The 13,622-nt window shown below is 69.9% G+C and carries 11 protein-coding genes; 10 read left to right on the forward strand and 1 reads right to left on the reverse strand.

Features of this window, described 5'->3' with window-relative positions:
• The first annotated feature begins 2 nt into the window (after positions 1–2).
• The 8 genes from BM252_RS13855 to BM252_RS31020 all read left to right on the forward strand — a co-directional run bounded on the left by BM252_RS13855 (position 3) and on the right by BM252_RS31020 (position 10,869).
• Positions 3–833, forward strand: coding sequence for a cell division protein FtsQ/DivIB (locus BM252_RS13855; RefSeq protein ID WP_093388255.1), 831 nt, complete (start codon positions 3–5; stop codon positions 831–833).
• Between the two features lie 9 nt (positions 834–842).
• The gene (gene ftsA / locus BM252_RS13860; protein ID WP_093388256.1) at positions 843–2,075 is read left to right on the forward strand and encodes a cell division protein FtsA; all 1,233 of its coding nucleotides are present in this window, start codon (positions 843–845) and stop codon (positions 2,073–2,075) included.
• Positions 2,076–2,229: 154 nt separating this feature from the next.
• Positions 2,230–3,453, forward strand: a complete 1,224-nt coding sequence (gene ftsZ / locus BM252_RS13865; protein WP_093388257.1) for a cell division protein FtsZ — start codon at positions 2,230–2,232, stop codon at positions 3,451–3,453.
• Positions 3,454–3,702: 249 nt separating this feature from the next.
• Positions 3,703–4,206: a peroxiredoxin gene (locus BM252_RS13870; RefSeq protein WP_093388258.1), complete on the forward strand. Its 504-nt coding sequence runs from the start codon at positions 3,703–3,705 to the stop codon at positions 4,204–4,206.
• Between the two features lie 192 nt (positions 4,207–4,398).
• Complete coding sequence (locus BM252_RS13875) at positions 4,399–9,108, forward strand: PAS domain S-box protein (RefSeq protein ID WP_139236489.1); 4,710 nt, start codon at positions 4,399–4,401, stop codon at positions 9,106–9,108.
• 13 nt (positions 9,109–9,121) lie between these two features.
• Complete coding sequence (locus tag BM252_RS13880; RefSeq protein ID WP_093388260.1) at positions 9,122–10,063, forward strand: diguanylate cyclase; 942 nt, start codon at positions 9,122–9,124, stop codon at positions 10,061–10,063.
• A 68-nt stretch (positions 10,064–10,131) separates the two neighbouring features.
• On the forward strand, positions 10,132–10,656 hold the full coding sequence (locus BM252_RS13885; RefSeq protein WP_093388261.1) for an NADPH-dependent FMN reductase: 525 nt from the start codon (positions 10,132–10,134) through the stop codon (positions 10,654–10,656).
• 36 nt (positions 10,657–10,692) lie between these two features.
• Positions 10,693–10,869 (forward strand): hypothetical protein, encoded by a 177-nt coding sequence (locus BM252_RS31020; protein ID WP_174900523.1) that lies wholly within the window; start codon positions 10,693–10,695, stop codon positions 10,867–10,869.
• A 29-nt stretch (positions 10,870–10,898) separates the two neighbouring features.
• Here the strand turns inward: BM252_RS31020 and BM252_RS13890 are convergent, their stop codons facing one another.
• A complete protein-coding gene (locus BM252_RS13890) occupies positions 10,899–11,672 on the reverse strand; it encodes a class I SAM-dependent methyltransferase (RefSeq protein WP_093388262.1) in 774 nt (257 codons plus the stop codon).
• Positions 11,673–11,775: 103 nt separating this feature from the next.
• Here BM252_RS13890 and BM252_RS13895 point away from each other — a divergent pair, with 103 nt between their 5' ends.
• Positions 11,776–12,558, forward strand: coding sequence for a helix-turn-helix transcriptional regulator (locus BM252_RS13895; protein ID WP_093388263.1), 783 nt, complete (start codon positions 11,776–11,778; stop codon positions 12,556–12,558).
• 199 nt (positions 12,559–12,757) lie between these two features.
• Complete coding sequence (locus tag BM252_RS13900; RefSeq protein WP_093388264.1) at positions 12,758–13,600, forward strand: DMT family transporter; 843 nt, start codon at positions 12,758–12,760, stop codon at positions 13,598–13,600.
• Positions 13,601–13,622 lie beyond the last annotated feature (22 nt).

The raw sequence follows: 13,622 nt of genomic DNA on the forward strand, positions 1-13,622 counted from the left end.
GTATGTGGCAAGACGCTAAAGCCTTGAATGCTACCGCCAACGGCATTTTTGCCCTGGTGCTGCTGGCATGCCTGGCGGCGGGCGTCTGGTGGCTGGCGCAGCGGCCGATGTTCACGCTGCGCAGCATCCGCATCGAGAGCATGGCGCAGGACGAACTCAAGCATGTGAACCATCTGACGCTGCGCAACGGCGCGCTCGGTCGCATCAAGGGCAACTTCTTCACCACCAACCTGGACGCGGTGCGGCAGGCCTTCGAGTCGGTGCCCTGGGTGCGCCGCGCCGCCGTGCGCCGCGAATGGCCGGACCAGCTGATCGTCGCGCTGGAGGAGCACGAGGCGCTCGGCACCTGGGGCGAGGACGGCCGCCTGCTGTCGACCAAGGGCGACGTGTTCACCGCCAACCTGGCCGAGGCGGAGGAGGACCACGTGCTGCCCGAGTTCGACGGACCGGAGGGCAGCGAGAAGGAGGTGCTGTCGCGCTTCGCCGAGCTGCGCGGCTGGTTCGCCCCGCTGCAGCTGGTGCCGCAGGCGCTGTCGCTGTCGACGCGCTACGCCTGGACGGTGAAACTGAACAACGGCATGAGCGTGGCCCTGGGCCGCGAGCAGACCAGCACCACCTTGAAGGAACGGGTCGACCGGCTGATGGGGATTTACCCGCAGCTGGTGACCCACCTGCCCAACATCGAGACCATCGATATGCGCTACCAGAACGGGCTGGCCTTGTCGGCGACGGGATTGAAGATTCCGGCCGAGGGCGCCAAGCCGAAACCGCGACCGGCGGCAGCAAAGAACAATACGAATAATTTAAAGCCAATCAGCAGGCACACACAGTAGGCGAGAGAAATGACAAAAGACGCGAAAAACCTGATCGTCGGCCTCGACATCGGCACCTCGAAAGTGGTGGCCGTGGTGGCCGAGGTGATGTCCGACGGGCGCCACGAGGTGATCGGGCTGGGTCAGCACGAATCGAAGGGCTTGAAGAAGGGCGTGGTGGTCAACATCGAAGCGACCGTCGAGTCCATCCAGCGCGCGCTGGAGGAGGCGGAGCTGATGGCCGACTGCAAGATCCGCAACGTCTACGCCGGCATCGCCGGCAGCCATATCCGCAGCTTCAATTCGAGCGGCATGGTGGCCATCAAGGACAAGGAAGTCACCGCCACCGACGTGGCGCGGGTGATCGAGACGGCCAAGGCGGTCAACATCCCGACCGACCAGCAGCTGCTGCACACGGTGCCGCAGGAGTTCATCGTCGACAGCCAGGAGGACGTGCGCGAGCCGATCGGCATGAGCGGCATCCGCCTCGAGGTCAAGGTGCACATCGTCACCGGCGCCGTCTCGGCGGTGCAGAACATCGTCAAGTGCGTGCGCCGCTGCGGGCTGGAAGTGTCCGACCTGATCTTGCAGCCGATGGCCTCGGCCGACGCCGTGCTGACGCCGGACGAGAAGGAGCTGGGCGTGGTGTTGATCGACATCGGCGGCGGCACCACCGACGTGGCGGTGTTCTCCGACGGCGCGATCCGCCACACGGCGGTGATTCCGATCGCCGGCGACCAGATCACCAACGACATCGCCATGGCGCTGCGAACGCCGACCTCGGAGGCGGAAGAGATCAAGATCCGCTACGGCGTCGCCAAGCAGGTGTTGGCCGATCCGGGCGAGTCGCTCGAGGTGCCGGGCCTGGGCGACCGTGGCCCGCGCAACCTGTCGCGCCAGGCGCTGGCGGCGGTGATCGAGCCGCGCGTCGAGGAGCTGTTCGCCATGGTGCACCAGGTGGTGCGCGAATCCGGCTACGAGGGCGTGCTGTCGTCGGGCATCGTGCTGACCGGCGGCACGGCGATCATGCCGGGCATGGTCGAAATGGCCGAGGACATCTTCCTCAAGCCGGCGCGCCTGGGCACGCCGGACTACCGCGGCCAGCTGGCCGACGTGGTGCGCAGCCCGCGCTACGCGACGGTGCTGGGCCTGCTGTTGGAGGCGAAAAAACAATACCTGCGCGGCCACATCGTGACGCGCCAGGACGGTTCGGTGAAGGCGGTTTGGCAGCGCATGAAGGAATGGTTTTTAGGGAATTTTTAAGGTTGGTGCGGTACTGGCTCTTTTAGCAGCGTAGGCAATTCGATTCGAAAACAACGGTTTATATAATTTAACTTAAACTGCAGTTTTCAATCCCCAGTTCTTCTACCAATATGAGGACTGGCGCTTGAAAACCGCATTCTGATAGGAGCACATCATGGAGTTTGATATGGTCGATAACGCATCTTTGGGTACCGTCATCAAGGTCGTCGGAGTCGGCGGAGCAGGTGGCAACGCAGTTCAACATATGATCAACAAGGGCATGTCGGGCGTCGAGTTCATCGCCGCCAACACCGACGCGCAGGCCTTGTCGACCTCCAAGGCGCACAACATCATCCAGATCGGCGAGACCGGCCTGGGCGCCGGCATGAAGCCCGAGGTCGGCCGCAAGCTGGCCGAGGAATCGCGCCAGCGCATCGAGGACTCGCTGCGCGGCGCGCACATGGTCTTCATCGCCGCCGGCATGGGCGGCGGCACCGGCACCGGCGCCGCGCCTATCGTCGCCGAGATCGCCAAGTCGCTCGGCGCGCTGACCGTCGCGGTGGTCTCCAAGCCGTTCTCGCACGAGGGCCAGAAGTGCATGGACATCGCCGACGAGGGCCTCGAGCAGCTGTCGGCCAACGTCGACTCGCTGATCGTCATCCTCAACGAGAAGCTCGAAGAGATCTACGAGGACGAGTCGCTGATCGAGTGGCTGCAACACGCCGACGATGTGCTCAACAACGCGGTGGCCGGTATCGCCGAGATCATCAACGTGCCGGGCCACATCAACGTCGACTTCAACGACGTCAAGACCATCATGGGCGAGCAGGGCAAGGCCATGATGGGCACGGCGACCGCCTCCGGCGTCGACCGCGCCCGCATCGCCGCCGAACAAGCGGTGGCCTCGCCGCTGCTCGACGGCGTCGACCTGTCCGGCGCGCGCGGCGTGCTGGTCAACGTCACCGCCAGCCGTGGCCTGAAGGGTAAGGAGATCAAGGAAGTCATGGCCGCCGTGCGCGCCTTCGCCGCGCCGGACGCGTCGATCGCCCAGGGCATCGCCTACGACGACGAGATGGGCGACGCGATCCGCGTCACCGTGGTCGCCACCGGCCTGGGCAAGACCAAGAAGCACGTGCAACTGGTGCCGCAGCAAATGCTGCGCACCGGCACCCACAACAGCCCGATGATGCCGTCCGCATCGATGGGTGGCGGCGCGGCCGCCTCGGTGTCGATGGGCGCCACCAGCGGCATGGGCGGCGGCGGCGCGCCGGCCTTCGACGGCATGAAGGCGCCGGCGGTATGGCGTCGCGAATCGGCCTCCGAGCAGGTGCGCGCGATGGAAAAGAACGGCATGGAAACCTACGACATCCCGGCCTTCCTGCGCAAGCAGGCGGACTAGGCGCTCGCCGCCGCGCCGCGCTCTCCAGGGGGGCGCGGCCGGTTCGCGGGTCGGTTTCTGCAGGATCAGAAAGCTTCAGGCATACTGCACGTCTATGCCGGGATGAGCCGCGCCTAGCGCGGCTTTTTTTTGCCCCGCACCCCGCTGCGCCACGGGGTCAGACCCCGCATGGGGTCTGACCCCTTCGCTGGCGGGGTAAGGCCGGCATCCCGCCTATCCACGATCAACCACTATAAAGAGGAGTCAAACATGACCATCAAAATCGGCGACACCCTGCCAGAAGGCACCCTGTCCGAATTCGTAGAGACCGAAACCGAAGGCTGCGCGCTGGGCCCGAACACTTTCAACGTGCAAGACCTGGTCAAGGGCAAGAAGATCGCCATCTTCGGCCTGCCGGGCGCCTACACCCCGACCTGCTCCGCGCAACACGTGCCTGGCTACGTCCAGCACGCCGCCGACCTGAAGGCCAAGGGCGTCGACGAAATCTGGTGCATCTCGGTCAACGACGCCTTCGTCATGGGCGCTTGGGGCCGCGACCAGAAGGCCACCGGCATCGTCCGCATGATGGCCGACGGCAACGCCGCCTACTCCAAGGCCCTGGGCCTGGACGCCGACTTCAGCAAGTTCGGCATGGGCACCCGCTCGCAGCGCTACTCGCTGCTGGTCGACAACGGCGTGGTCAGCCAGCTCAACATCGAGCAGGGCGGCAAGTTCGAAGTGTCGAACGCGGAAACGCTGCTGGGCCAGCTGTAATAGCTGTAATCTTCGCCCCGGCTCTTCCGATGTGAACAAAACGGCGCTGCGGCGCCGTTTTGCATTGGCGCGCCGGCCGCGCCATGGCGGGCCCGGCTGTGGCTTGGCGCTGTTGTTTTTGCATCGCGGCGGCGCTTGCCCATGCTGGAATGAAACATAATAGGGGGATATCTATTCCTTCTATTGGGAAACATGCGCAGACCGGAAAAGGTGACTGGAACACCACCGCGCCGCTTGTCCGGCATCGGCGCCGGCGCCGGCGCCGACGGGCCGCCGCGCGCCTGGTCGCGCCGGCCCCTGCGGCTGGCCGCGCTGCTGGCCGGCGTGCTCGGCGTCGCCGCCTTGCTGGCGCTGGCCGTATACGCCGTCGGCCGCCACGAGGCCCAGTCCAGCCTGAGTCAGCTCGAGGTGCGCATGAACGGGCGCAGCACCGCCAACATCAACATCCTGGTGCGCCAGATGGAGGACCTGCGGCGCGACGTGCACTTCCTCGCCAGCGTGCCGCCGATGACGGGCATCGTCCGGGCCAGCGGCAACCGCGGCTTCGACGCCGAGGAGAACACCCCGCTGGCGTTGTGGGAGCGCCGCCTCGAGCGCATCTTCAGCGCCTACGCCGAGGCCAGACCGGACATTTTCCAGGTGCGCCTGATCGGCGTGGCCAACCACGGCCGCGAGTTGATCCGCGTCGAGCGGCGCGGCGACGTCATCGTCAGTGTTCCGGCCGGGCAGTTGCAGGAGAAGGGCGACACCGAGTATATGCGCGCCGCCGTGCGGCTGGGCGTGGGGCAGACCTACCTGTCCGACCTGACCCTGAACCGCGAGAACGGCAAGGTGCAGATGCCGCCGCAGGCCACGCTGCGCGCCGCCACCCCGGTGTACGACCGGGCCGGCGTGCTGTTCGGTGTGCTGGTGCTGAACTACGACGTCAACACCATCATGTCGCCGCTGCACGCCAACATGCCGCCGGACCTGCGCGCCTACCTGGTCAACGGCGCCGGCGACTTCCTGCTGCATCCGGACGCCGGACGCAGCTACGGCTTCGACCTGGGCCAGCGCTGGCGCTGGCAGGACGAGTTCCGCCCCGCCGCCGCCGACCAGCGGCTGGCGACCAATCTGCGCCGCTACCTCTCCGCCAACGGCGCGGTTCACGCCGCCGAGCGGCGCGTGGTGCTCGACCCGGAGGCGCCGCAGCGCGATCTGCGCTACGTGCTGGTCACCGACGACGAGGAGGTGCGGGCGGCGGAGGCGGCGGCGCGCGCCAACCTGCTGGCGGCCATGCTGGCCGGCGCGCTGGTGGTCGGCGCCGCCGGCTACCTGTACCTGCGCCAGCGGCGCAAGGTGTACGCCTACCAGGCGCGCCTGTCGGCGATCGTCGAGAACTCGCTCGACGCCATCGTCGGCAAGACGCTCGACGGCGTGGTCACCAGCTGGAACCACGGCGCCGAGCAGATGCTCGGCTACAGCGCCGAGGAGGCGCTGGGCCAGCCGCTGCTGGCGCTGATCGTGCCGTCCGACGGCGAGCTCGAGGAGCGCGCCGCCATGGCCGGCATCGCCGCCGGCGGCGGCGCCCACGAGTTCAACGCGACGCGCCGGCGCAAGGACGGCAGCACGCTGGCCGTGTCGGTGCTGTCGTCGCCGATCCGCACCGCCGACGGCCGCCTGGTCGGCGTCGCCGAGACGGTGCGCGACATCAGCGGGCAGGTCGCCGCCAGCCGCCGCATCAACGAACTCAACGCCACGCTGGAGGACCAGGTGCGCGAGCGCACCCGGCAGATCGAGTCGGTCACCATGCTGCAGCGGGCCATCCTGGCGCACGCCTCCTATTCCATCATCGCCACCGACACCGAGGGCCTGATCCAGCTGTTCAACCCGGCCGCCGAGCGCATGCTCGGCTATGGCGCCGGCGAGGTGCTGGGGCGGCGCACGCCGGCCATGCTGCACGACGCCGGCGAGGTGCGCGCGCGCGCCGCCGCCTTGTCGCGCGAGCTGGGGCGCGAGGTGGCGCCCGGCTTCGAGGTGTTCGTCGCCAAGGCCAGGCTGGGCCTCGACGACGAGCGCGAGTGGACCTACGTGCGCAAGGACGGCTCGCGCTTCCTGGCCCAGCTGTCGGTCAGCGCGCTGCGCGGCGAGGACGGCGCGGTCAACGGCTACCTGGGCATCGCCTCGGACGTGTCGGCGCGCGAGGAGGACAGGCGCAAGCTGGTGGCGGCGCGCGACCAGTTGCAGAACGCCGCCGAGGTGGCCGAGCTGGGCATTTGGACCTGGACGCTGGAGGGCAACCTGATCGAGTGGAACGAGCGCATGTACCAGCTGTACGGCGTGGCGCCGGAACAGCGCCAGGGCGGCCTCGATTTCGAGCGCTGGCGCGCCTGCGTGCACCCGGACGACGTCGACGCCGTGGTGGCCAAGCTGGCCGGCGTGCTCGACGCCAGCAGCGTCTACGACCCGGTGTTCCGCATCCGCCGGCCGGACGGCGAGCTGCGCTACGTGCAGGGCGCCGCCTCGGTCGAGCGCGACGCCGCCGGCCGGCCGGTGCGGGTGCTCGGCATCAACCGCGACATCACCGTCCAGCAGCAGGCCGAGGAGGTGCTGCGCCTGGCCAAGCGCGCCGCCGACGGCGCCAACCAGGCCAAGTCCGAGTTCCTCGCCAACATGAGCCACGAGATCCGCTCGCCGATGAACGCGGTGCTGGGCATGCTGGCGCTGCTCAAGCAGACCGCGCTCGACGCCCGCCAGCTCGACTACGCCGGCAAGGCCGAGGGCGCCGGCCGCACCCTGCTGGCCATCCTCAACGACATCCTCGACTTCTCCCGCGTCGAGGCGGGCAAGCTGGCGCTCGACCCGCAGCCGTTCAGCATCGACCGCCTGCTGCGCGAGGCGGCGGTGATCCTGTCGGCCAACGTCGGCGCCAAGGACATCGAGATCCTCTACGAGATCGACCCGGCGCTGCCCGACCGCGTGGTGGGCGACGCCATGCGCCTGCAGCAGGTGCTGCTCAACCTGGCCGGCAACGCCGTCAAGTTCACCGAGCGCGGCGAGGTGGCGCTGGCGGTGCGCCTGTGCGCGCTGTCGGCCGACGAGCAGGCGCGCCACGGCGCGCAGGCGCTCGGCCTCGGCTTCGCCATCCGCGACACCGGCATCGGCATCTCGCCGCAGCAGTGCCGGCGCATCTTCGAGGGCTTCTCGCAGGCCGAGGCGTCGACCGCGCGGCGCTACGGCGGCTCCGGCCTGGGGCTGGCGATCAGCCAGCGCCTGGTCAGCCTGATGCACGGCACCATCGAGGTGGCCAGCACGCCGGGGCAGGGCAGCGTGTTCAGCTTCCACATCGTCTGCCAGCCGGCCGAGCCGGCCGAGCCGGTTGCGCGCGGCGGCGTCCGCGCGCAGCAGCTGCGCTGCCTGCTGGTCGACGACAACGCCCACGCCCGCGCCGCGATGGGCTCGATGCTGCAACGCTTCGGCTGGCAGGTCGACACCGCCAGTGGCGGCGCGCAGGCGCTGGCGCTGATCGAGCGCGACGACACGCCGCGCCACGACGTGCTGTTCCTCGACTGGAGCATGCCGGACATGGACGGCTGGGAGACCGGCCGGCGCATCGAGCGCATGCCGGCCGAACGGCGGCCGGCCGTCATCGTCACGCTCAGCGCGCACCAGCGCGAGGCCTTCGCGCGCTGCCAGGAGCTGGGCCAGACCGCGCTGAGCACCTTCGTGGTCAAGCCGGTCACCGCCTCGATGTTGTTCGACGCGGCGGCCCAGGCGCTGGCCGCCGGCGCGGCGCCGCTGCCGGGCGCGCCGGCGCCGGCGCCCGGCCGGCGGCCGCTGGCCGGCGTGCGCCTGCTGCTGGTGGAGGACCACCCGATCAACCAGCAGGTGGCGCAGGAGTTGCTGAGCAACGCCGGCGCCATCGTGCAGACCGCCGACGACGGCCGCGCGGCCATCGCGGCGGTGCGCCACGCCAGCCCGCCGTTCGACTGCGTGCTGATGGACGTGCAGATGCCGGCCATGGACGGCTACGCCGCCACCCGCATCATCCGGCGCCGGCTGCGCCAGCGCGAGCTGCCGATCGTCGCCATGACCGCCAACGCGATGGACAGCGACCGCGCGCTGGCCTTCGCGGCCGGCATGAACGACCATGTCGGCAAGCCCTTCGACCTGGACCAGCTGATCGCCACCATCCTGCGCCACACCGGCCGCGCTGGCGCGCCTGCGCCGGCGCCGGCGGCCGCCGAGGCGCAGGGCGCGGCGCTGCCCGAGTTGCGCCGCCCGGGGCTGAACGGCGCCGCCGCGCTGGCCCGCTTCGGCGGCAACGCGCTGTTCTACCGGCGCGCGCTGGAGCACTTCGCCGCCGAGGTGGCGGTGCTGCCGGCGCCGCTCGGCGCGGCCGCCGCGCCGGCGCGGACGGCGCCGACCGCCGCCGCGCTGCACAGCCTGAAGGGACTGGCCGGCACCATCGGCGCCGACGAGCTGGCCGAGGCGGCGCTGCGCATGGAGGACATGCTGCGCGCCGGGCGTGACGCCGACGCCGCCGCCGGCGGCGCCGACGCATCCGGCGCCGGCGCCGCCGAATGGGGCCAGGCGCACGGCCGGCTGCTGGCGGCGGGCCGGCTGGCGGCGCGCAGCGCCGGCCGACTGGCCGGCGACTTGCTGGCGGCCGAGGCGCCGCTGCCGCCGCCGGCGCCCGTCGCCGCGCAGACGCTGGCCGCCCGGCTGGAGACCCTGCGGCGCCAGCTGGCCGAGTCGAACCTGGACGCGCTGGCCTTGTTCGAGCAGTTGCGCTACGATCTGGGTGAGCGGCCGCCGGACGGCTTCGCCGACCTCAACGAGGCCATAGAACGCTTCGATTTCGCCCTGGCGGTACGGCGCTGCGAGGCGATCCTGCGGCAGCTGCAGCCCGCCGCCACTTAAGGAGAACCAGGAGATGACGACGCCTTTTCCCCCGTCGCTGCGGCGCGGCCGCCTGCTGCTGGTCGACGACCGGCCGGAGAACATCCGCCTGATGCACCAGATCCTGGCCAGCGAGTACGAGATCTTCGCCGCCACCGGCGGCCAGCAGGCCATCGACCTGTGCGCCACGGCGCTGCCCGATCTGATCCTGCTCGACGTCTTCATGCCCGGCATGGACGGGCTGGAGGTGTGCCGCCGCCTCAAGCAGAACCCGGCCACCGAGTCGATCGCTGTGATCTTCGTCACCGCCGGTTCGCAGACCGAGGAGGAGAACGCCTGCTGGCAGGTGGGCGCGGCCGACTTCGTCAACAAGCCGGTCAATCCGCTGACGCTGCGCAACCGCGTGCGCGCCCATTGGCAGCTCAAGCTGCACGTCGACGCGCTGCACGCCATGGCGCACACCGACGGCCTGACGGCGATCGCCAACCGGCGCTATCTGAACGAGCGGCTCGAGGCCGAGTGCCAGCGCTGCCAGCGCAGCGGCCTGCCGCTGTCGCTGTTGATGATCGACGTCGACTTCTTCAAGCGCTACAACGACCGCTACGGCCACCCGGCCGGCGACGAGTGCCTGAAGCGGGTCGCCGGCGCGCTGCAGGCGGCGCTGCAGCGCCCCTTCGACCTGGCGGCGCGCTACGGCGGCGAGGAGTTCGTCTGCATGCTGCCGGACACCGACGCCGCCGGCGCGCTGGCGATGGCCGACAAGGTCGAGGCGGCGGTGCGCGCGCTGGGGCTCGAGCACGCCGACTCGACGGTCGACGCGGTGGTCACCGTCAGCATCGGCGTGGCCGCCGTGGCGACGGCGGGCCTGGTCGACAGCCAGGCGCTGCTGCGGCGCGCCGACCAGGCGCTGTACCGCGCCAAGAACCAGGGCCGGGGCCGCGCCTGTCTGGCGCCGGAGGCGGAACAGCCGGGCTAGCCGGGCCAGTCGGCACGGCGCGGCGATCCGGCATACAATCGGGGCTCCATTTTTTCCGCCGCCCCAGCATGAAAATACTCGCCATCTCCGGCAGCCTGCGGGCCGCCTCCATCAACTCGACGCTGCTGCGCGTGCTGGCCGGCGTCGCGCCGGCCGGCGTCGAGGTGCGCATCTACCAGGAGCTGGGCGCGCTGCCGCTGTTCAATCCCGACATCGCGCCGCCGCCTGCCGTGGTGGCGCGCCTGGAGCAGGCCTTGACCGAGGCCGACGCCGTCGTCATCGCCAGCCCGGAATACGCGCACGGCGTGACCGGCGCGCTGAAGAACGGCCTGGACTGGATGGTCGGCAACCAGTCCTTCGTCGGCAAGCCGGTGGCGCTGTTCAACGCCGCGCCGCGCGCCGCGCACGCCCACGCCGCCCTGCTGGAGACGGTCACGGTGATGTCGGCCAGCGTGGTCGAGGCCGCCTGCATCACGCTGCCGCTGGTGGGCGCCGGCCTCGGCGAGCGGCAGATCGCCGCCGACCCCGCCATGGTGGCGTCGCTCAAGACCGCGCTGGCCGCCTTGCGCCAGCACATGGCGAGCGGCGTATGATCGGCGGTGTTGATTGGCTAGCCGTCGGAGGTGAACATGCCAGACTCTTACGATGAATGGTTTAGGAAAAAGGTGCAAAACGCAATCGATGGGCTGGAAAACGGCACGAACGAGGTGATTTCCGAAGAAGAATGGAATGAAATCGTCGCCGCCAAGAAGGCGCAGCGCGACGCATTGCAGCGCCCGCTGGCAGGCAAGCGCAGCCATTCCTAGGCTCGGCCGCACCCGGCAAACAGGGGGAACTAGAAAATCTCCTCGCCCGGCTTGGCGGCCTCGAACAGTGCGGCGTCGATCGAGAACGAGTAGTCGTCCTGCAGCGCGAAGTAGGCCGTCGCCTCCTCGGGCGCCGAGTCGAACAGGCTGCGGATCGCCTGCACCCGCAGCGCCGGCGTGCGCATGCGCGCCACCCACTGTTCGAACTGCATCGGCAGCTTCCACTGGCTGCTCAGTTGATGCGTGAAGCCGGCCCGTTCGAACTTGGCGCCCCATTCGCAGACCCGGTAGTCGCGCACGTGCGAGCCGTCGCGCAGCAGCTCGACCGCCTGCAGCGTGCTGTCGTACAGCGCCTGCGGCGGCGCGACGATGTCGACCACCAGCAGGCGCCCGGCCGGCCGCAGCACGCGGTGGGCCTCGCGCAGCGCGGCTGCCACGTCGAGCCAGTGGTGGGCCGAGAAGCGCGTCACCACCAGGTCGAAGCTGGCGTCGGCGAAGGGCAGGCGGGCGACGTCGCCCTGGCGGGTGGCGATGTTGTCCAGGCCGCGCGCGGCAGCGGCGCCGGCCACCACCTCGAGCATTTGCGTCGACAGGTCGAAGGCGGTGACCGCCTGCGCGAACGGCGCCACGGCGAAGCTGGCGTGGCCGGCGCCGCAGCCCAGGTCGAGCACCACGGGGCGGCCCATGCGGCGGGCGAACTGGCCCATGGCGACGAGGTCGGCGCCCTCGGCGTGGGTCGGGCTGCTCAGGTAGGCGCTGGCGGTGTCGCCGAATTGTTGCGCGACGTAGGCTTGCTGTTTCATGTGCTTCTCCGGTTGGGCTTGGCGTTGCGGTGGGTGTTGTTGCAGAATAGGCCGTGTTTTATCCTGTAACAAGCCAACAACTTATCCCGGTATAAAAACCACCATGCACAATCCTCTGGGCGAGTTCATCCGCGCGCACCGCGAGCGCCTCACCCCGGCCGCCGCCGGCCTGCCGGGTGGCGGCCGGCGCCGCACGCCGGGCCTGCGCCGCGAGGAGCTGGCCCAGCTGTGCGAGGTCAGTCCGACCTGGCTGACCTGGCTGGAGCAGGGCAGGGAGGTGTCGCCGTCGGCCCGGATGTTGGCGCGGCTGGCCCAGGTGCTGCAGCTGAGCCCGGCCGAGCGCGGCTATCTGTTCGGCCTGGCCGACAAGCTCGACCCGGCCCACGACGCCGCCGCCGACAGCGGCGCCGAGCCCGGCCTGGCCGCCGTGGTCGAGGCGATCGCCGCGCCGGCCTACATCCTCGACCGGCAGTGGGACGCGGTGGCCTGGAACGCCGCCGCCGGCGCGCTGTTCGCGCCCTGGCTGGCGCGGCTCGACGGCGCGCCGGTGCCGAACCTGCTGCGCTTCATGTTCAGCGCGCCCGAGGCGCGCGGCCTGATCGTCGACTGGCCCGACCGCGCCGCCCGGCTGGTGGCCGAGTTCCGTGCCGACTGCGGCCGCCACGCCGACCAGGCGCCGCTGGCCGGCCTGATCGCCGGGCTGGCGCGCGACAGCGCCGACTTCCAGCGCCTGTGGACGCTGCGCAACGTGGTCGGCCGCGAGGGTGGCGCGCGCCGCTTCCAGCATCCGCAGCGCGGCGCGCTGGATTTCGAGCAGGTCACCTTGCATCTGGCCAAGCGGCACGACCTGAAGCTGGTGATGTTGCTGCCGCAGCGGCAGCCGTAGCGGCAGCGCCCGCGCGCCCGGCCCGCACGCGGGAAAAGTTACCTTGTTATAATTGTTGCGACCGCGCGCCTGTCGCAACCGGCCCGGTCCTGGCTCTGGACGTCGCCATGATGACGTTCCATGCGGCCCCGCCGTCGCCCACCAGGAGCTTCCCCTGTCCTCGCCGTCCCGTAAAGAAAACCTGCACAGCATCTACGCCATGCTGATCGCCGTGGCCATGTTCTCGATCATGGACACCTCGATGAAGGTGCTGTCGTCCCACTATCCCGCCATGCAGGTGACGGCGATGCGCGCGCTCAGCTCGCTACCGCTGTTGTGCGCCTACCTGGCCTATCGCGGCGCCTTTCGCCGCGTGCTGAAGATCCGCTGGCCGCTGCACCTGCTGCGCGGCGCGGTCGGCATCGTCATGCTGACCACCTTCGCCTACGGCCTCAAAACCCTGTCGATGGCCGAGGCCTACTCGATCTTCTTCATCGCCCCGACCTTGATTACGGCGCTGTCGGTGTTCATCCTCAAGGAACGGGTCGACGCCGCGCAGTGGTGCGCCATCGCCGTCGGCCTGGTCGGCGTGCTGGTGGTGCTGCGGCCCGACGGCAGCGGCTTTCTCACCATGGGCGGCCTGGCCATCCTCGCCGCGGCGGCCTGCTACGCCGTCTCGGCCATCGCCAGCCGCGTGCTCAGCCGCACCGACGCCAACGAGTCCATCATGTTCTCGCTGCTGGTGTTGATGGCCGGCGGCGGCCTGGCGCTGTCCTACCAGGGCTGGGTGGCGGTGCGCCAGCAGGACCTGCTGGTGCTGCTGGCGCTGGCGGTCAGCGGCTTCCTCGGCCAGCTGGCCATGACGGTGGCCTTCAGCAAGGGCAAGGCCTCGACCGTGGCGCCGTTCGAATACTCGGCGCTGGCCTGGGGCGTGGCGATCGACTGGCTGTTGTGGCAGGTGCTGCCGGACGGCTACACCCTGCTCGGCGCGGCGATCATCATCGCCAGCGGCATCTACCTGGTGCGGCGCGAGACGGTGCATGCCGAGGCGGAACATCCTTGACCGGGCGGAAACGGCCGGCCGA

Origin of the sequence: Rugamonas rubra (assembly GCF_900114705.1) — a bacterium.
GTDB lineage: Bacteria > Pseudomonadota > Gammaproteobacteria > Burkholderiales > Burkholderiaceae_D > Rugamonas > Rugamonas rubra.

What these genes read in the sequence shown, in the direction of transcription:
- BM252_RS13855 (WP_093388255.1), top strand. Translation starts at nt 3, where the DNA reads ATGTGGCAAGACGCTAAAGCCTTGAATGCTACCGCCAACGGCATTTTT.
- ftsA (WP_093388256.1), top strand. Translation starts at nt 843, where the DNA reads ATGACAAAAGACGCGAAAAACCTGATCGTCGGCCTCGACATCGGCACC.
- ftsZ (WP_093388257.1), top strand. Translation starts at nt 2,230, where the DNA reads ATGGAGTTTGATATGGTCGATAACGCATCTTTGGGTACCGTCATCAAG.
- BM252_RS13870 (WP_093388258.1), top strand. Translation starts at nt 3,703, where the DNA reads ATGACCATCAAAATCGGCGACACCCTGCCAGAAGGCACCCTGTCCGAA.
- BM252_RS13875 (WP_139236489.1), top strand. Translation starts at nt 4,399, where the DNA reads ATGCGCAGACCGGAAAAGGTGACTGGAACACCACCGCGCCGCTTGTCC.
- BM252_RS13880 (WP_093388260.1), top strand. Translation starts at nt 9,122, where the DNA reads ATGACGACGCCTTTTCCCCCGTCGCTGCGGCGCGGCCGCCTGCTGCTG.
- BM252_RS13885 (WP_093388261.1), top strand. Translation starts at nt 10,132, where the DNA reads ATGAAAATACTCGCCATCTCCGGCAGCCTGCGGGCCGCCTCCATCAAC.
- BM252_RS31020 (WP_174900523.1), top strand. Translation starts at nt 10,693, where the DNA reads ATGCCAGACTCTTACGATGAATGGTTTAGGAAAAAGGTGCAAAACGCA.
- BM252_RS13890 (WP_093388262.1), bottom strand. Translation starts at nt 11,672, where the DNA reads ATGAAACAGCAAGCCTACGTCGCGCAACAATTCGGCGACACCGCCAGC.
- BM252_RS13895 (WP_093388263.1), top strand. Translation starts at nt 11,776, where the DNA reads ATGCACAATCCTCTGGGCGAGTTCATCCGCGCGCACCGCGAGCGCCTC.
- BM252_RS13900 (WP_093388264.1), top strand. Translation starts at nt 12,758, where the DNA reads ATGCTGATCGCCGTGGCCATGTTCTCGATCATGGACACCTCGATGAAG.